The following is a 17163-nucleotide window of genomic DNA, read 5'->3' as shown; positions in this document are numbered from 1 at the left end:
CGTGATGAATGATGAAAGAAGACGTAAACAATTGGCTGATTTTCTCCGATCACGACGCTTGCGCCTAGCCCCGAGAGACGCGGGGTTGCTAGTAGACACATCGCGCCGTCGCACACCGGGCTTGAGGCGTGAGGAAGTGGCAAGCTTATCAGGTATTTCCTTGCCGTGGTATACCGCACTGGAGCAAGGTCGGGACATTCATGTGTCTGTGCAAGTTTTGGAAAGTTTGGTACGAATATTACGGCTTAGCAGCGACGAACGCAACCATCTTCTCGTATTGGCAAATCATTCGTCACTTCCTCAGCCCAAAGAAGATGATTCCGTTCCCACTTCCTTGCAGCAGATTCTGGACAGGATGGGAACCTATCCGGCCTACATTATCGACAAACGTTGGAACGTTCTTGCATGGAACCAAATATCAGGTACGTTGTGCGGAGACTTAAGTCGAGCCCCGGAGCTCGAAAGAAATATGCTTTGGCGCGTCTTTGAGGTGGAGGAAAGCAAGTCTCGCATTGTGAACTGGGAGAATGTCGCCTCTACGATGGTGGCTCATTTCAGAAGTCGGTTAGCCTGGTACATGAACGATTCGTGGTATCAAGAGCTATTCGACAAGTTATATGGCAAGAGCGAGGAGTTCAGGACGTTGTGGAATCGACAAGATGTTTCCGGTGCTTTGGAAGGGGAACAAATCATCCATCTTCCCGAAGCTGGCGTGCTGACTTTCCGTTACCATACGTTTAAAATCTCTGAGAGCAGCGCTTTTGCAATGAGGGTGTTCACGCCACTCGAAAAATCGGGGACTGACGTTCAGTTGGAAGAGTTGCTAAAGTAAGTTCATGATCACATATCAACATTTTTTGTTGCCGTAACTTCCTATTTCCAATGATTTCAAATACAAAAAGCCGTGCCTCATAGAATTCATAGGCCCGGTTTTTTATTAGGAGTATCTGTCCATATAATCGGATGTATAAACAAACTGCTTTCCTCTAGCTAACATGTATCGTTTCACTTTCTAAACGATCGATCCGCAAGGGCCAGCTCCACAATGAACGCCTGCGCGCTGTCAAAAGATTTGCTCTGCTTCGCACTCCAGTATTAATTCTTCGACTGTATTAGTGAAGTTTTTCTACTTTTGACAAGCCGTATTTGAATATCCTCTCCACAGGAGGGGATGAACGGTGCATATAAGAATTATACCTGGCGATTCTACTGACAGTATTCGTTCTGCCTGCTATCATTATTTATTAGGAAAGTACAGGAGGGAGAAGCAAAATGGTCGGAATATATGCCAGGGTGAGTACGGAAGAACAAGCGAAAAGCGGATTCAGCCTCGACGATCAGATAAGGGAGTGCCGAAAGAAAGCCGGGACTAGTGAAGTTGCTGAGTATATAGATGATGTTTCTGGAGAGTTTCTTGATCGGCCTTCTCTCTCACGGTTGAGGCAAGATGTAAAGGATGGCGTAATTACTAAAATTGTCTGTCTTGATCCTGACCGGCTATCACGGAAGCTAATGAATCAATTGCTCATTACCGATGAATTTGATAAACGTGGTATTGAGCTGGTTTTTGTAAATGGAGAATATGCAAAAACACCAGAAGGCCAATTGTTTTACAGCATGCGTGGTGCAATTGCTGAGTTTGAGAAGGCGAAAATTAACGAACGGATGAGTCGCGGAAGAAGAGAAAAAGCAAGGCAAGGTCGTGTTCTTCGTGACTTTCAGATATACGGATACGGTTATCATTCTGAGAAGGAACAAATTGTCATAAATGAAGCTGAGGCGGCAGTAGTTCGTCTGGTATTTGATTTATTTACCCAGCCAAATGATTTGGTTCATGGCATAAATGGAATAGCGGTTTACTTAACAAATAAAGGTGTACCTACGAAGAGAGGAGCTAGTGTGTGGCATCGTCAGGTTGTCCGCCAGATGCTAATGAACGAGGCATACGTGGGCCGGTTCTATCAGAATAAATGGAATACTGAGGGGATGTTGGGTAACCAATATCGCCAATCCGATGAGAAAGTGCGTATGAAAATGCGACCAAAAGAAGATTGGATATCATTGCCTTGTCCGTCAATTATTGATGAAGCCAAATTTGAGCATGCCCAGCGCTTGCTTAAGGAATCGAGAAGAAGATGGGCTGGGCAAAGTTTAAACGAGTACCTGCTGAGTGGGTTAGTACGTTGTGGCAGCTGTGGAAATACGATGCCTGGTAGAAAGGCGAAAAACTGGGGCCGGCATGTGTTTGAATACACCGACATAAAGAATACTGCAGGTGCAAAAAATAAAGGATGCGGTCGTCATGTAAGATGTGACTACTTGGATCTCCAAGTTTGGGAATCAGTAAGTGCTTGGTTAAACAATCCAGATGAGATTGCAGCTGCCGTAGAAGAAAAGGTGGAGACACCATTTGAGCAAGTGGAACTGGAGCGCTTGCAACAAGAACTTGAAAAAACAAAAACCGGTCGAAGACGACTACTTAAATTATTTGCTTCTGGTGAGGAAGACATTGGTGAAGAAGAAATTCGACAAGAGCTGAAGGAACTGAAAGAAAAAGAAGAAAAATTGAATCAACGGCTTAATGAGCTAAACGAACAGACAAGACTTCAGAGTGATCACCAATACAGTAGAAATTTGATTCAGGAAGCAGCAGAGTATTATTTATCGAAGGCTCCCGATGAGCTTTCGTTTGAGGATAAGAAAGAGCTTATAAGACATGTTGTAAGGGAAGTTCGAGTGTTTGAAGATAGTGTGGAGATATTCACTTTTTAAGGGGCTTTCCACGCCATCCTTTTGACATTTAGATTGAAATCCTCATGCATCTGCGTAGTCTGAAAAAAACTAAGAAAGACGTTTCCTTGCATGACCCGATCGGCACAGACAAGGAAGGAAATGAAATCACCTTGATCGACGTCTTAGGGACGGAAACGGATGAAGTCGTCGATGCCGTGCAGTTGAAATTGGAGTCCAATAAGATTTATCAGCACATTCACATTCTCGATGATCGTGAAAAAGAAGTCATTATCGGCAGGTTTGGCCTCGATCAGGACAAAGAAAAAACGCAAAGGGAAATTGCTCGCGAGCTTGGTATTTCCCGTTCGTACGTATCGCGCATCGAAAAGCGTGCACTAATGAAGCTGTTTAACGAGTTTTACCGGACAAAACAGGCGCAGAACAGATAATTGGTTAAACAGAGGATGGTCCAAGATAACAAATCGCCCGTAAGAAGCACTTCTGAAAAAGGGATGCTATTGCGGGCGATTTGTATTTGGTCTGGTGACGGATGAAATTACAGCGTGTGCAACATCGGCTTTTGATAATGATGCGGGGGCTGCTGCTACTGCATTTTCCAGTACGCTTGGGGTTTACCTCTTTGTTATAAGGATGATTTCAATCCATTTCACTACGCCCCACATACTGCAGGTGCTCCCTAGCTCCCCTTTTGCTGGTTTCCACCAGGATACAGTGATTGCATAATCCTCACGTGCAGAATTCCCGATTATATAATGAAACGACTCTAACTCGTCTTGTTCAATCACGGGCACAGGACGAGTTTTTCGTCTGCTTTCATCTGTAGGTACAATGCCCGTTGCACAAAGCTCATCGAAAATGCAAGCAAAAGAGTCATTTCACCCGAAGCATAATAATTTGAACAGGGCTGTCTATTGTCTCAAAAGTAAACCTTAAAAGATAATTATCGACTGTATATTCCAGGATAAAGGTATCATCGCCTGTATCATCCACTATCTCACGTGAAGGAGTCCCTAATATTTTTTTAATTTCATAAGGTTTTCCAGCCAGGCCAACAGTTTTTGGATCAGCATTTATCAGGACAACTTTGCTGTTCTCTTTTACTTCATCTATTGAATTAGCATAGTCCTCGAATTGTAAACTAAAACCATCATAATACGATGTAAATCCATATTCAGAATTTCTACCCCTAACAAGTGTATCAAACTTCTCGGTTACCTCTTTTTTCGTTGCACCAATTCCGATAGAGACACCTTCCAAATGTCCACTTTTTACTTTCTCTAAAATTTCAGCTTTAACAAAATTGCTTGAACTACCCTCTGCTGTTTCAGAAACGTTAGAACATCCAAAGATAGCAACTAAGCAAAGAACTCCCATAAATAAGAAAAAACGATATTTCCTAATCAACTAAGCCTCCTCCTCCTTGTAAACCTTACCATAAGTTGGGTCAAGTTAAACAGTAATGTCTCTAGTTGTTCGGTTTTGGCACCAGCCCATCTCGTTATCGGGATGGCATCGTAATAATCTGCTTGTCTTCGACCAAATAGCGCTCGCATAATTGAGAAGTTGGTTTGGCGAGCTCACATTCTTGGAAATATAAAATACCCCCGGAATTTCTCGAGGGCTGTTGGCGGAAGATTAATCATAAAGGCATTACTCATTGTGTGAAAAATGGATCCTTGCCGTTCCCGAAATCTGTGCAGCCATCAATTCATCATTGATTGCCCCAACCAGCTCGTCCATATCGGCAAACTTCTCCTCCAAACTAATCTTTACGGTATGCACCCCATCACTAACGGTAAATGTACGATTTAAACTTTTATCCTCATCTGTCCCTTGAAAGGTATCCGTCTCAAAGAAATAGTCCCAGTCCTTTCCTTCCAACCTAATGGTAGAAGCAGAACCAGTATTAAATGAAAACACCTTAAACGTATTCCCTTGCATCGAGCCTTCGTAATTTACTGTTGCGCCAATCGTTCGGTTCATTAACCCATCCACGCCTCCATGATTTAGAAAGTACTGTTGAATTTGGCTTTCAATAGCAGATCCGATAGAAGCTCCGTACGTTGTCGCATATTCGTTTTATGAAATGTCCCAGTCCAGATTAATTAGAATTTCGTTTGTCCCGTCGAGTATGGTAAAGGATTTAGCATTCTCTCTGAAACTGGAGGTGTTCATCAGGTTACTGTTGGCTGCAATTTGTCCAGCATATTTCGTGGAAAAACACGAACTGAGTAATGCTCTTGCTCTTGATTTCTTGGACGACCTCACTCTTCCTGCCTAGCCACTTTGTATGTGGTTTTCGGTCAGGCCTACACCGTGCGGGCGACTTTCATCGCACACGGCGTTCGCTTTTTGTTTGGGGGGTATTAATCCTTAGCCGTAAATGGTACCAATTAATCAGAAAGAATAAGACTTTCCTTCCCGTATTTATATTTTTGAGGCGGATCTTCTGATTTTTTTTGAACTTGAAAAACAGAATCCGTATATAAAACATTTTTAGCGTTCAACTGTTTATTTAAATCCACACTGACCACCTGATTATCCAGGAAGGTATACATAACAGTCTCATAAGCACCAGGACTGCCGTACGAAGCAATGATTTCTTCTGTCCCGTCTTGATCTACGTCTATGACATGAGGGATAGCATTGAGGTATAAAAGAATGGAAGGAGTATTATCCTTGATTGCAACGTAATATCGGAAAGCACAATCCGCTCCGCAAAACCCTCCAATTTCAGTAACCGGCTGCTGAAATAAAGACGAAGTTTTCATGTCTAGTTGATCGAGATACGTGTATTCCCCAACATCCCCCAATTCGTAAAGTGTATCTTTGATTTGGATGCCCCCAAACAAACGAAAATCTTCTTTTGATTTGGTAAAAATGAAAATTTTCGCATCAGGTTCCCAAAATTCTCGAATTATTTTATGAATATCGTCTTTCTTCAAAGGAACGATCTCTTTTTCTACTATCACGGGTTCGAATAAAAGAGGGGCTGTAGCTTTTTCTATTGACGGAGTAATTCCACACCCTACGAATAAAAAGACCAATAGGCATAAGTAAGTTACTAGTCGCGTCACTATACTTCACCTACTGGCAGTGTTGACATTAAGGAGAACTTTTCCACGGTATATGGACAATTCAACGAGCTTCCCGTTTATTGAACGCAATTGATGATCAGAAATAAACATCAGATTTTTCCTCCTCGTTTTTATAAATACATAATAGGGCTATTCGGTGCTATAGGGCTAATATGTAAAAAAATGTATAGATATCAGTACGACAGTTGTCCGTTTCACAAGTAGGGAACCAATCATTTATTAATAAGGAATAAGGGGAATTCCTTATATTTACAATTAGTGGGGGTGTTAAACATGCCGATTATTAAACCCTTTATCACTTCTGTAAGATTTAATTCAACAATGGGAACTGGGACAGGGACTGGTGCAACATTTGCTATCGCAGCAACTGCCTTTAATAATGATGCAGGAGCCGCTGCCACTGCATTTCCCAGTACGTTTGCTTATTACAATCTCTACATTAATGGTGTACTTCAACAGGGAAGTACCTCGACAGTGACAACAACTACCATTACAATTCCAGATGGAGATGCTGAAAACGGAGGTACACCTGTAACTGTAGAATTCGTGGTCAACTAAAGCTTTATCAAAAAGAAGGTAAACTCCAAGTCGATCATGGACGCTTGGGGTTTACCTACTTGTTATATGGATGAAAATAATCTCACATGCACTTCCTATTTCGCTATGAGAAAGGGGATCCAGATGAGGCACTATGTAACGAAACAAAATACTGTGAGCAATGGAAATTCGAGATGTTCGAAGTACTTCATAACTCCACCTTTGGGTTGTCCTGACATTTATCCGAGTCAGCCTTGTCCTACCTGCCCTCCGTGTCCATGTACTGCTGGATTGCTAAAAACCGATACATTTCAATATACAGCTTTATCTGACGGAATTAAAATTGTCTATACAAATAGCGATGCTGTGCTTCCATTTAGTACTTCTGGCATACTCGATCCTAACGGTGTATCAGTTGTTAATCTTTTCATAAATGGAATTCTGCAATCTCCAAATTTATATGTTGTTCAACCTGGTGTTTTGATATTAAGCGATGTACCTGTGCTGGGGGTGCCCCTCATTTTGCAGTTCATCAAGATTACCACGTCTTACTAAGATTTCTCAACCCTCGCATCAGGTGAGGGATTTTTTCTTTTCAGCTTGCTCTAAGTATTGTGTGTTTTGTTGCGATTTATCAAGTGTATGTGTGTGGTCTTTGTGATGTTTACTGTTTTTAATTGTTTTTGTAATGATATCTCAACATTTTCACTTTACGATAAGAACAGTAGCCAAATGGCGCCATATAAGCACGATTTCCTTTATAAACGGGTCGTGTTTATCGGGATCGATGGGGTTGGGAACGCAGTAAAAGACCCTCAAGCAAATGCTACAAATATTCAGAAGCTGATGAAAGAAGGAGCGGGAACCTACGAAGCAAAAGCGATGATGCCAACGATCAGCGCAGAAAACTGGGGTGCCATACTGCATGGCGTAGTTCCTTCCAAGCATAAACTGACCAATGCGATCGTAGCAGCCACTCCTTATCCGGAAAACAACCCCTATCCGTCCTACTTGAAATTGCTAAAACAAGAGCGTCCGATGAGTCAGCAAGCTTCTTTCGCTAGTGGACCAACATTTTCGTTCATTTCGATGAAGTGGACGGAGCTGGCCACAACCATGGCTATTTCACCCCGGCTTTTTATAAAGCATTGCAAAAAGAAGATCAGTATGTAGGTCAAATTGTACGAGCTTTGGAAGAGGAAGCTCGTGCGCTTCGTTTAGAAATCCCGGAAAACTGGGACGCAAAAATTCCGGCAGGACTGTTTCAGACAAGAAATAAAGAAATGTGTCTCGATTTACCATCGGGAACAAAGGAATCGCTAAAATGACGGGCAGCTATCCTCTAGTGAAAAGAATAACTGATGTAAAAATATGATCGTTGAGTATATGCAAAGGTATATACTATAATATAGACAACGACCAATAACCTTTATTTTTTCTCCTCGACGAAGTTCGTCGGGGATTTTTTAACGTGTAGGAAAGTTTAAGTGCTTCACCGTGTTACAGCAATCTTGCTTAAACTTTCTGGAGCGCATAAAAACCTTCCACTAAAACGCGGTCGCTCCTCCTCGAGAAGGCCTCGATAGAGGTTTTTTTATTTCCGTTACTATCCATGCGTAAACTTCATGAGGCAAAAAGGGCGTAGGCATTTGCTTGTGTCCTTTTTCATTTTGGCCATATTTGCAAGGGATTTCACGGTTTAGCCGATTTTCGTTTTTTCCTTCCCTAGGTGATGATACAGGCAAGATTGAGCAAAGCACATAGTGTATGACTATGGAAAGGAGGGAGGCAGATTGGGTATCTTTAATGGTTTTGATGACTTTGCTATGATCCTGGTGTTGTTCATTTTGCTTGTCATTGTTGGTTGTGATTGTGACTAATAATTAATGCAGACATTTTGCGAAGAAAGAAAATAATGCAAAGGGAGATTGAGAGGTATTCTTTTTCTCTCTTTGCATTATTCATTTATGAATGGAGGTGGGAGTAAAATTTGGGTAGACGATCAAATAATAATACTAACCGTTTTACCCCTGAATTTTGGGATTGGCTCAAGTTAAAAAAGGTCTCAGCAAAAAGGGTACAACGAAATCCCGAGACGTTGGACCAGTATTATCAAGAGTGGGCAAAGACGAGAGCCAAACCAAAAAGACAGTCATTGTTTAAGCTCCCTGCCATAAACCTTGATTTAGATACCATCGCAAATGGCCTGCGCATAGCAACCAAAGTATTAAGGACATTCCAAGGGACGAATGAGTTCACGCATCCATCCAAAATGAATCGGATAGATAGTGAATAGTAATGATTACTCTTTTTCTATACTTATAGAGCAGGCAGCATTTTACATGGTCCACATCGCAATGAGTTTAACCCGTTCCCTATTGAAGGAGACGGGTTTTCTTTATGGAACAGGTTTTGTAGTTATTCCAACAACCCTAGTTCTTCATACACTTTGATTGAAACGACACCGTTTGGCGTCAAATGATGGTCACGCTGAAATTTTTTAAGAGCTGTAGTTGTACTCGCCCGAAATTTTCCATCACATTTCCCATTGAAGTATCCGGCGTTTTTTAAACGGGATTGAATCAGTTGCACATCTCCACCAACGTCGCCTTCAGCTAAACTTCTGGGATTACGGCCCGGTTCTCCCAATACATGCCCGTAAAGAGTAACTTTTGTTCCAAGTGGGATTATGTCATATAATTCCATGACATCCCTGTTTTTCATGCGGATACATCCGTGACTTAGATGCTGTCCGATGGAATGTGGCTTATTTGTGCCGTGAATGCCATAAACTCCCCAAGGGACATCCAGACCGAGCCACCGTGGACCAAAGGATGGTCCCCAGTTTTTTCCTTTATATACGACTCTGTATTCTCCGACAGGTGTAGGTGTAGAAGGATTACCAACAGCTACAGCATATGTCTTTATTTTTTGCCCCTGCTTTCGTACGATTAGTTGGTGCTTTTCAGGGTATACATCGATAGAAAATGTCCCATGGTCGGCTACTATTGGTAACGAGAAATCAGCAAAAGCAGGTTTTTGACCGACCATCTCCATTATGCATAAAATTACCAAGGCCATTGCAACGGCTCGAAAGGGAAGTCTATGTAGGTTCATCATTTATCCGTCATTATCCAATCGTTGAGTTTGTGCTGAGCAATCCCTCATAGTATACAACGAATATGTTCAATCTATCCCTGATTTACCTGCAAATTGGACAGGGTGTAAAGGGCTTTATGAAAGCTCAGGACATATGTCCTTCCTTTCAGGCACGGATCTGTCGTTTACTAAAAGAAACAATCATCGAGGGGCGAACAACGGATGAAAGGAAGTTTTTTTGCTTTTTTAGGCGGTGCCTTTATTACTCTCCAGGGTGTAGCCAATTCGCGGATTAGTCAAGATATTGGCACGTGGCAAACAGCGACGATTACCCAGCTAACTGGATTCATAGTGTCCTTACTCATCCTGCTATTCGTACGAGACGGAAAGTGGCATGGGTTTAAACAAGTAAAACCGGTATATTTAATGGGTGGGGCCTTGGCGGCGATCATTATTTTCAGTAATGTCTCAGCGATTCAACAAATTGGTGTCACCCTAACGATATCGGCTCTCCTCATTGCTCAACTATGCCTGACCTTTGTCATTGATAGCAACGGATGGTTCGGGGTGGCGAAGCAGAAGATGAGATTGCCGCACTTCATCGGGATCACGATGATGATCGTTGGCGTGGTCATACTAAGATATTAAATGGTGGAATGTTCCGGGATATTACTGGGAGAGGATTAGGGGTGGGCGGTGTCATGAAAGAAATCGAAGATCGTGACCTAGTGAATCATTATTTGCATGTTCATCAATTAGATTCCGTGTTCAATGAACAATTGTTGCCTCATTTGTCATTGTATCGCTTCAAGCAAGGAGATCTCATCTGCTCCCAAGGAGAACCTGCACAATCTCTGTACGTGCTTGTAAAGGGAAAAGTGAAAATTTATACGACGTCAGCAGAAGGCAAGACTCTCATTCTCTCGTTTAAGACGCCGCTAGAGTTGATTGGGGATATTGAATACGTGCGGGGGACTACGAATCTAAATACGGTGGAGGCGGTAACGTCTGTCTTGATGATTGGTGTCCAGTATAGGTGGTTGAAAAAATACGGAAGCGGTTATGTTCCCTTCTTGCAATTCCTGTTAGAAATCATTACGAACAAATTCTATACCAAATCGAATTCCATGAGCTTTAATTTGCTGTATCCTGTGGAAGTGAGATTGGCCAGTTATCTGTTGTCTGTTTCCTTCGATGAGTCTGATGCTTTGTTTAAAGGGCAGCTCGGGACAGCCAATCTAAGCGATGCAGCCAACCTAATCGGAACCAGCTATAGACATTTGAATCGGGTGATCCAGCAGTTGTGTGCAGAGGGTTTAATTGAGCGTACCAAAGGGGTTATCCTCGTAAAGGATCGGGAAAGGCTAGCTGCGTTGGCTAGCGGTAATATTTACGAAAAAACAGGAGATGTAAAATCATGATGATCGGAATATTGATGGCATTGATCGCTGGATCGCTGGTCAGCTTGCAAAATATTTTCAACAGTAAGGTAAATGAAAGGGCGGGTACTTGGGCTACGACGACATTAGTATTAGGGATGGGTTTTTTGGCTTCTCTGACGATCGGTTTCATGATTGAAGGGAGACATTTATTTACGCTGCAGCATATGCAAACGTGGTACTGGTTCAGCGGTATGATCGGAGTAGGTGTGGTAATCAGCTTGGTGCAGGGGATAAGGCTTCTGGGACCTACGTATGCCATATCGATCGTTGTGACGGCACAGCTCGGGTTTGCATTATTGTCGGACTCACTAGGTTGGTTGGGACTCGAAAAGGTCCCCTTTACGTTTAAGCAGTTGATAGGTGTGTTGGTTATTATCGGTGGCGTGATTGTCTTTAAAGTAGGTGGTCGAAGTGAGACTCCAACGGTTTCTAAGATGACGTAGCATGTGACGTGAATGGACACCATTTGTTGGAATGATCACCCGTTGGCTAATCAGTCAGCGGTATTTTTTTGGCCTTTTTTCATTATTGTAATTATATCCAAATAAAATATTGACTTAAAATAATTTCCTGTGATAAAATTAAAAATTTTAAAATGCAAATCTGTGATATAATGAAAAGGATCGTATTGAAGGAGGTGGACGTATGTTTCAAGTTGGAGACAAGATTTTTTATCCGATGCACGGAGCTGGTATCATTGAGGCCATGGAAGAAAAGGAGTTTCTTGGGGAAAAGCATGTGTACTATGTGTTGAACATGTTGTTGAAAGAGCTTAACATTATGGTCCCTGTTGAAAAAATGTCCGCTCTGGGTATACGCCAGGTAGTAAAAGCAGATATTTTAGAGCATGTGTTGGCTGTTTTGCGTGATGGAGAAACAGACTTGACGATTAATGCAGCACAACGCTACAAGATGAACACAGAAAAAATGAAGAGCGGGGACATTCACGACGGGGCAGAAGTCATTCGCGATTTATACCTGATCAGCAAAGGGAAGGTGCTGGGTACAGGAGATAAAATCATGCTGGATAATGCACAGCAACTCCTCATAAGCGAAATTGAACTCGTAAAAGGATTGGATTTTGAAGCAGCTTCAGATGTGTTGAAGCAAGTTCTTTATAAAGAAGCAGCGAAGGTGGCTCCCTAATTAACGTCCACCTAGCTATTTACCATGATAACCAGATAGATAGTCAAAAGGGGTGGGATTGCGATGACAATCTCACCCCTTTCTTCTGTTCTCGAAAGGACAAAATGCTGAGGATGAATATCTACACAAAACGTCGGCCGACAACGCGTCTGGAATGGCTAAAAAGGAGCCGCAGCTTTTTCAGTTGGGAGAGCGTCAGGAATTTGTCTGGATAACGCAATGAGGAACGCATTGGTATCACGCGAAAACGGATGCGGCCCGCTGAGGAAAAGCGTTGGGAGTAGGTAGGTACGACAGAGATCTGCGTGATCGTCGTTTGATCCTGTTCATCTTTTTCAACATTCAAACGCAAGATGGCGCCGCACTGAGAAGTATCAAAGTTGAGCATCCGTTCGGAAGTGAAATTCCCTAGTGAATAAGCGACAACGGTCTGTCTTTTCACTCCGTCCCGCCCTGTGATCATCGGGGTAACAACAGGCTGGAGTACATGCGGATGAGCACCGAGAATGACGTCTGCTCCTTGCTCTAAAATACTCTGTGCAAGCTGCCGTTGTCGTTTTGTGGGATTATAGCGGAATTCGATCCCAAAATGAAGAGAGACAATCAACAGATCGACAAGGGGACGAATGCGGGCAATGTCCTGCAGGATTCTTTCTTGAATAAGTAAATTGACGATCCATGGAGAGCTCGGGGGAATCTGTTGTTTGTTCGTCCCATACGTATAAGCCAGAATTCCTATTCGTATTCCATTGACCTCTTTGATCAAATAGGTAGCAGCCTCCTGTTGATTGCGGTACGTGCCTGTATGTTCCATTTTACATTGATCGAGCACATCGAGCGTTCGGAAAAGCCCGTTTGCCCCGCCATCCAGACAGTGGTTGTTGACTGTCGTCAGCACATCGAAGCCTGCTCGCTTTAAATCGGATGCAAGTTCATCTGGACAATTAAAGCGGGGATAACCAGTGCGTGCAGATCCAATCTGGAAGGGCTGCGTATTCCCGGAGAATGTCGTTTCCAGGTTCCCAATCGTTAAATCAGCGCTTTGCAGGATTGGGGCAACAGGGGCAAACATGTCAGCGAAAGAGTACTGATTCGCACCTGGCAATTTAGCAGAAGCGATTTGTTCCCGCCACATGAGAATGTCTCCAACCGCGGCTATTGTTACCTTTTGTATCATTGGCTTCACCTCTCTTTCCTACTCTATTCTGGGAGTCGTCCGCTGGTTTTGGATAGAAGCGGAACGTTTTCGTAGATATCGGTCTATACAGGCTGTCTCTTGCACTCATACAATGTGAAAGCTATCGTGAGGGAACCGAATAAAGGGGAGGCTGCCAGTGAGAAGGACGGGGGGAAAGAAAGCCATTAAACCTGCAAGGACGCTCATTTTAAGTAAACCCGTTATCGCGGTGACGGGTAGTGCAGGAAAAACAACAACGAAGGAAATGGTATCGGCTATCCTGAATAGACGCTGGAATATTTATAAATCCATGTATAACCGGAATTTTCTGGGGAATACGAGGGCGCATGCCAGACGAATCAAGGACGAGCACGAAGCGGCCGTTCTCGAATTTGGTATGTTGAATAGCGGACATATAAAAAAGCATTGCCAGATCATTCAGCCATCCATCGGAATCATAACTAATATCGGAACGGCACATATCGGTAATTTTGGCGGACAAATCAGCGGGATCGCAAAGGCGAAGTCGGAGTTAATCCGTCATATGAATCCGACGGGAAAAGTCTTTCTTAGTGTGGATTGCCCATACTCTCGTCAAATGACTCAGCAGCCGTATATAGGCTCATTTACAGGAACCTTTATTACCATCGGCATTGAGAATGAGGCGGATTACCAGGCTAGTGAAATTCTCGTAGATGAGCAGGGGATTTCTTTCTCTTGTATTATAAACGAGACAAAAGAGTCCTTTTTCATCCCCACCTTGGGTGAGCATAATATTTACAACGCGCTATTTGCTATAGCCGTTTCTCACACCCTTGGCTTTTCCGTAACAGAGATCCAAGGAGGACTGCTCACATTTCAGCCACAGCAAAAGCGGTTGACTCGCTATCGTTTCTCAGGGAATGTGCAGGTGCTCGATGATACGTACAGTTCCAACCCACACGCGGCAAAAGCTGCTATTGATGTACTTTGTCAAGTTGGCACTGGGACGAAAGTGGCGGTATTGGCCAGCATGCTGGAAATGGGAACATATGAGGTCCAAGGTCACGAAGACGTCGGTCGCTACTTGAGTCAAAAAAATGTAGATTACCTGTATACCCTAGGAAATAGTGCCCGACATATTGCTAGAGGTGCGATCCGTTCAGGGTTTCCTGCCAATAGGGTTGTGCATTGTGCGACAAAAGCTCGATTACATCGTATGCTTGCCAGACGAATAGGTCCTGACACTTCTTTTCTCGTAAAAGGATCACACCGGTTGAAAATGGGAGAAACCGTGTTGTTTCTGTGCAAGCAAACCGGCAAAATGCAGACTTGCCTTAAAGTAGAGCAGGAATGAAAACGAAGTCATACGCTCTTGTCAGAAAGGGGGACAAGGGCTTTTTCCCCTTGTACCGGCTGGGTGCCGAAATAGGACTAAGGTCATCCGACTATGTAATCAAATCCTTGATTGGAAAGATTTACAGCCTTATTCCGACACCATCTTTCCAGTAAACTGGTTTTCGTACCCAATCCGTTGGGAATAACACAGCCAGGAGGAGAACGAATGACGAAACGAGATTGGTTGCAAAAATCGACTGTCGCCGTCATGCTGAGTACATCCCTCTTCATGTTCGCTGATGGTGGACATGCTGCAGCTAAGACTGTGGATTCGCAATCGTCTGCGAAAGCAGCAGAAGTGGTAACACAAGCAAAAGCGCTGATCGGCAAGGATTATAAATACGGGGCGGTGGGACCTAACTCTTTTGGCTCAGCAGGTTTGGCCACGTACATATTCAAAAAAGCAGGCATCGGGGTAGAGGACACGATTCCAAAGCTTTACAAGGCTGGCGAAACGGTCGTAACGAACGATATTCAGAAGGGTGATCTGTTGTTCTTTTCCTCGAATGGAAAAGGAGCCCCGAGCTTCATGGGGATCTATATCGGAGATGGCCAATACATCTATTCTTCGCAGGGCGAAGCTGCGGTGGTAGTCAAAAATTTGAGCGATTATTCGGAAAAACTGGTTGGGGCTCGCAGGGTGCTTCCTGCTGATTCCGGTACAGTCACCAAACCTAGCCCGGGCGATACCGAGAACAGTTCATCTTCTGCGATTGGGGATAAGGTAATTGCAGCAGGAAAGAAGTATATGGGAACACCGTATGAGTACGGATCTACTCGTTCAAACAAGAAGACGATGGATTGCTCCGAACTGACGATGTGGGCGTACCTCGAAGGAGCTAACATTGATATGGGTCGCGGAGGTGCGCGTTCACAGGCAAACTATGTGAAGAGCAAGGGCACGTACACGACTGATATCAACAAGCTGAAAAAAGGGGATCTCGTCTTCTTCATGGCATACAAGGGGTACAAGGAATCTGATTATAAAGGGATCAACGTACCGAAGCAGAGTATTACGCATGTAGCGATCTACATGGGAGACAACAAGCTGTTAAATACGTTCTCCAAAGAATCTGGTGGAGTGAAAATCACGGATTTTAAAAATACCCACTGGGAATATCGTTTTGTCATGGGTGGACGCCCCTATTAAGGACTATTTATCTGTTAAATGAGATGACTACTAGCAAAGGGATGACTCGCAGGAGTCGTCCCTTTTGTCTGTGTAAAACCGTGGCTACAGGCAGTAGCGGAAAAAATGGGTGAATGACCACGGGCAAACGCACATGCCATCTGTGCGTTTGCTGCATCTCCTATAGAGAGACTTGTAGGAGGTGAACGTCATGTCGTATCAACATCCCCCTGGAGGCTATCCTCCCGGAGGTTATCCACCGCCGCCTGGAGGAGGCTATCCACCCCCGCCCGGATACCCACCACCGCCGCCAGGACCTCCTCCAGGCAGGACACCGAGTTCTCCGGGAGCAAGAGGCTATGGGGGGACACGTCGCATTAACCGAGGAGCTTTCTATCCCTGCCTATATCGGTATACCTACATTTGGCTGAAAAATGGTCGTTCCTTCTGGTTTTATCCAGTATATGTCAGCCGCTCGTCAGTAGCAGGTTACCGGTGGAGACACGACCGTTGGGAGTATTACAGACTAGAACTTGATCGAATTGCTTACTTTACCTGCTAAGGAGAAGGCGTATCCCGGTTTAGACAAACACAAAAAAACGGCCGTTCCTGTGATGGAAGGCCGTTTTTTGTGTGGAAAACGTTATTGAACGGTGAGTGGGAACTCCTTGTGGTCATGTACGTCCCCTTTTTCTACGTGGACCTTCACGTTGTACGATCCCGAGGCAGGAAAGGAGACGTTGTTCTCATATTGGCCAGGCTTTGATTCCGCAGCATCGACGAACGTGTGCTTTTCGTCATTGCCTTGCCAGAATTCGAATTTGACAGATGCCTCGGCAAAGGCCTGGTTATCCCTCATCAAATGGACTGTCAATGGTGCGGCCACATTCGCTTTGATCCCATCTGCTGGCATGAAATGAAAATCAACTTGGTGGTCAGATTCAGCGCTGTTGCCATGCTGGTGGGTCTCTCCAGCGTCAGTTCCAGGAGCATGCTCCCCGGCTGATCCTTTTACCGTAAAGGGAGTCTTTTGCATGTTGTGGAAATCTCTCGCCGTTACATGGTAATAAACAAAGTAGGAGCCGGGTTCACTAATGGTTTGCTCGGCTGTGTAGGTCCCGTCAGATTTCAAAGATGCAGGGATCGTCTCATGCTTCTCCTGACCATCCTTCCACCATTCGAATTTCACCTCTTTGGCGTCATCGACAGGCTTTCCTTCTTGGGTTACTTTTACAGAAAATGTAATGGCTTCCCCGACGACAGGTTCTGCGGGAGCAAAAGAGAATGCGGCCTCAACAGGAGCGCCAGAGGTGAGTCCGGTTTCTCCACTGTTATTCTTTCCGCAAGCCGTTGCTACGAGAGCAGCTGTACAAAGTAAAATGAATAAATAGCGTTTCATGATCA

General features: G+C 44.0%; 19 protein-coding genes and 1 pseudogene. 14 read left to right on the top strand and 6 right to left on the bottom strand.

The genetic code is table 11. The features are described from left to right. Positions 1–4: 4 nt before the first annotated feature. The 3 genes and pseudogenes from ACIFQN_RS05405 to ACIFQN_RS05395 form a co-directional block, all read left to right on the top strand. A complete protein-coding gene (locus ACIFQN_RS05405; RefSeq protein WP_429832060.1) occupies positions 5–832 on the top strand; it encodes a helix-turn-helix transcriptional regulator in 828 nt (275 codons plus the stop codon). A gap of 440 nt (positions 833–1272) precedes the next feature. Next, positions 1273–2772 carry a recombinase family protein gene (locus tag ACIFQN_RS05400; RefSeq protein ID WP_429832019.1) on the top strand — a complete coding sequence of 500 codons (1500 nt, stop codon included), beginning with the start codon at positions 1273–1275 and terminating at the stop codon, positions 2770–2772. Between the two features lie 35 nt (positions 2773–2807). Then, positions 2808–3182, top strand: a pseudogene (locus tag ACIFQN_RS05395) (sigma-70 family RNA polymerase sigma factor); the annotation flags it as partial. Between the two features lie 442 nt (positions 3183–3624). Here ACIFQN_RS05395 and ACIFQN_RS05390 read toward each other — a convergent pair. The 3 genes from ACIFQN_RS05390 to ACIFQN_RS05380 form a co-directional block, all read right to left on the bottom strand. Further along, positions 3625–4158, bottom strand: a complete 534-nt coding sequence (locus ACIFQN_RS05390) for a DUF4309 domain-containing protein (RefSeq protein WP_429832018.1) — start codon at positions 4156–4158, stop codon at positions 3625–3627. Between the two features lie 246 nt (positions 4159–4404). Then, positions 4405–4737 (bottom strand): hypothetical protein, encoded by a 333-nt coding sequence (locus ACIFQN_RS05385; protein ID WP_429832017.1) that lies wholly within the window; start codon positions 4735–4737, stop codon positions 4405–4407. Positions 4738–5147: 410 nt separating this feature from the next. Continuing rightward, positions 5148–5831, bottom strand: a complete 684-nt coding sequence (locus ACIFQN_RS05380) for a hypothetical protein (protein ID WP_429832016.1) — start codon at positions 5829–5831, stop codon at positions 5148–5150. 294 nt (positions 5832–6125) lie between these two features. On the opposite strand from ACIFQN_RS05380, the gene ACIFQN_RS05375 reads away from it, so the two are divergent. The 5 genes from ACIFQN_RS05375 (at position 6126) to ACIFQN_RS05355 (ending at position 8269) form a co-directional block, all read left to right on the top strand. Beyond that, a complete protein-coding gene (locus ACIFQN_RS05375; protein WP_429832015.1) occupies positions 6126–6410 on the top strand; it encodes a DUF4183 domain-containing protein in 285 nt (94 codons plus the stop codon). A gap of 36 nt (positions 6411–6446) precedes the next feature. Then, positions 6447–6944, top strand: coding sequence for a DUF4183 domain-containing protein (locus ACIFQN_RS05370; protein WP_429832014.1), 498 nt, complete (start codon positions 6447–6449; stop codon positions 6942–6944). A gap of 177 nt (positions 6945–7121) precedes the next feature. Continuing rightward, entirely contained in the window at positions 7122–7562 is a 441-nt protein-coding gene (locus tag ACIFQN_RS05365; RefSeq protein ID WP_429832013.1) for an alkaline phosphatase family protein, read from the top strand. Further along, the gene (locus tag ACIFQN_RS05360) at positions 7484–7717 is read left to right on the top strand and encodes a hypothetical protein (protein ID WP_429832012.1); all 234 of its coding nucleotides are present in this window, start codon (positions 7484–7486) and stop codon (positions 7715–7717) included. The genes ACIFQN_RS05365 and ACIFQN_RS05360 overlap by 79 nt, the downstream gene beginning before the upstream one ends. A 435-nt stretch (positions 7718–8152) precedes the next feature. Then, on the top strand, positions 8153–8269 hold the full coding sequence (locus tag ACIFQN_RS05355; RefSeq protein ID WP_429832011.1) for a YjcZ family sporulation protein: 117 nt from the start codon (positions 8153–8155) through the stop codon (positions 8267–8269). Positions 8270–8807: 538 nt separating this feature from the next. On the opposite strand, the gene ACIFQN_RS05350 is transcribed toward ACIFQN_RS05355, so the two are convergent. Continuing rightward, the gene (locus ACIFQN_RS05350; protein WP_429832010.1) at positions 8808–9470 is read right to left on the bottom strand and encodes a L,D-transpeptidase family protein; all 663 of its coding nucleotides are present in this window, start codon (positions 9468–9470) and stop codon (positions 8808–8810) included. Positions 9471–9710: 240 nt separating this feature from the next. Here ACIFQN_RS05350 and ACIFQN_RS05345 point away from each other — a divergent pair, with 240 nt between their 5' ends. The 4 genes from ACIFQN_RS05345 to ACIFQN_RS05330 all read left to right on the top strand — a co-directional run bounded on the left by ACIFQN_RS05345 (position 9711) and on the right by ACIFQN_RS05330 (position 12076). Beyond that, positions 9711–10136, top strand: a complete 426-nt coding sequence (locus ACIFQN_RS05345) for a DMT family transporter (RefSeq protein WP_429832009.1) — start codon at positions 9711–9713, stop codon at positions 10134–10136. 53 nt (positions 10137–10189) lie between these two features. Then, positions 10190–10909, top strand: coding sequence for a Crp/Fnr family transcriptional regulator (locus ACIFQN_RS05340; protein ID WP_429832008.1), 720 nt, complete (start codon positions 10190–10192; stop codon positions 10907–10909). Continuing rightward, positions 10906–11373: a DMT family transporter gene (locus tag ACIFQN_RS05335; protein WP_429832007.1), complete on the top strand. Its 468-nt coding sequence runs from the start codon at positions 10906–10908 to the stop codon at positions 11371–11373. The genes ACIFQN_RS05340 and ACIFQN_RS05335 overlap by 4 nt, the downstream gene beginning before the upstream one ends. 202 nt (positions 11374–11575) lie before the next feature. Next, positions 11576–12076 (top strand): CarD family transcriptional regulator, encoded by a 501-nt coding sequence (locus tag ACIFQN_RS05330; protein WP_429832006.1) that lies wholly within the window; start codon positions 11576–11578, stop codon positions 12074–12076. A 121-nt stretch (positions 12077–12197) separates the two neighbouring features. Here ACIFQN_RS05330 and ACIFQN_RS05325 read toward each other — a convergent pair whose 3' ends face one another. Next, positions 12198–13253, bottom strand: coding sequence for a CapA family protein (locus ACIFQN_RS05325; RefSeq protein WP_429832005.1), 1056 nt, complete (start codon positions 13251–13253; stop codon positions 12198–12200). A 151-nt stretch (positions 13254–13404) separates the two neighbouring features. Here ACIFQN_RS05325 and ACIFQN_RS05320 point away from each other — a divergent pair, with 151 nt between their 5' ends. Together ACIFQN_RS05320 and ACIFQN_RS05315 are read left to right on the top strand one after the other, a co-directional pair. Continuing rightward, complete coding sequence (locus ACIFQN_RS05320; protein WP_429832059.1) at positions 13405–14589, top strand: UDP-N-acetylmuramoyl-tripeptide--D-alanyl-D-alanine ligase; 1185 nt, start codon at positions 13405–13407, stop codon at positions 14587–14589. A 207-nt stretch (positions 14590–14796) separates the two neighbouring features. After that, positions 14797–15780 (top strand): C40 family peptidase, encoded by a 984-nt coding sequence (locus tag ACIFQN_RS05315; protein ID WP_429832004.1) that lies wholly within the window; start codon positions 14797–14799, stop codon positions 15778–15780. 622 nt (positions 15781–16402) lie between these two features. Here ACIFQN_RS05315 and ACIFQN_RS05310 read toward each other — a convergent pair. After that, positions 16403–17158 (bottom strand): FixH family protein, encoded by a 756-nt coding sequence (locus tag ACIFQN_RS05310; RefSeq protein ID WP_429832003.1) that lies wholly within the window; start codon positions 17156–17158, stop codon positions 16403–16405. Between the last annotated feature and the right edge of the window lie 5 nt (positions 17159–17163).

It is taken from the genome of Brevibacillus sp. NRS-1366, assembly GCF_050467985.1.
This window is presented reverse-complemented; position numbering and strand designations above follow the sequence as displayed.

Excerpts from the sequence above, each read along its gene's own strand:
- ACIFQN_RS05310 (WP_429832003.1), bottom strand. The coding sequence starts at position 17,158 with ATGAAACGCTATTTATTCATTTTACTTTGTACAGCTGCTCTCGTAGCA.
- ACIFQN_RS05340 (WP_429832008.1), top strand. The coding sequence starts at position 10,190 with ATGAAAGAAATCGAAGATCGTGACCTAGTGAATCATTATTTGCATGTT.
- ACIFQN_RS05330 (WP_429832006.1), top strand. The coding sequence starts at position 11,576 with ATGTTTCAAGTTGGAGACAAGATTTTTTATCCGATGCACGGAGCTGGT.
- ACIFQN_RS05365 (WP_429832013.1), top strand. The coding sequence starts at position 7,122 with ATGGCGCCATATAAGCACGATTTCCTTTATAAACGGGTCGTGTTTATC.
- ACIFQN_RS05400 (WP_429832019.1), top strand. The coding sequence starts at position 1,273 with ATGGTCGGAATATATGCCAGGGTGAGTACGGAAGAACAAGCGAAAAGC.
- ACIFQN_RS05335 (WP_429832007.1), top strand. The coding sequence starts at position 10,906 with ATGATGATCGGAATATTGATGGCATTGATCGCTGGATCGCTGGTCAGC.
- ACIFQN_RS05315 (WP_429832004.1), top strand. The coding sequence starts at position 14,797 with ATGACGAAACGAGATTGGTTGCAAAAATCGACTGTCGCCGTCATGCTG.
- ACIFQN_RS05325 (WP_429832005.1), bottom strand. The coding sequence starts at position 13,253 with ATGATACAAAAGGTAACAATAGCCGCGGTTGGAGACATTCTCATGTGG.
- ACIFQN_RS05405 (WP_429832060.1), top strand. The coding sequence starts at position 5 with ATGAATGATGAAAGAAGACGTAAACAATTGGCTGATTTTCTCCGATCA.
- ACIFQN_RS05370 (WP_429832014.1), top strand. The coding sequence starts at position 6,447 with ATGGACGCTTGGGGTTTACCTACTTGTTATATGGATGAAAATAATCTC.
- ACIFQN_RS05345 (WP_429832009.1), top strand. The coding sequence starts at position 9,711 with ATGAAAGGAAGTTTTTTTGCTTTTTTAGGCGGTGCCTTTATTACTCTC.
- ACIFQN_RS05375 (WP_429832015.1), top strand. The coding sequence starts at position 6,126 with ATGCCGATTATTAAACCCTTTATCACTTCTGTAAGATTTAATTCAACA.
- ACIFQN_RS05385 (WP_429832017.1), bottom strand. The coding sequence starts at position 4,737 with ATGAACCGAACGATTGGCGCAACAGTAAATTACGAAGGCTCGATGCAA.
- ACIFQN_RS05350 (WP_429832010.1), bottom strand. The coding sequence starts at position 9,470 with ATGGCCTTGGTAATTTTATGCATAATGGAGATGGTCGGTCAAAAACCT.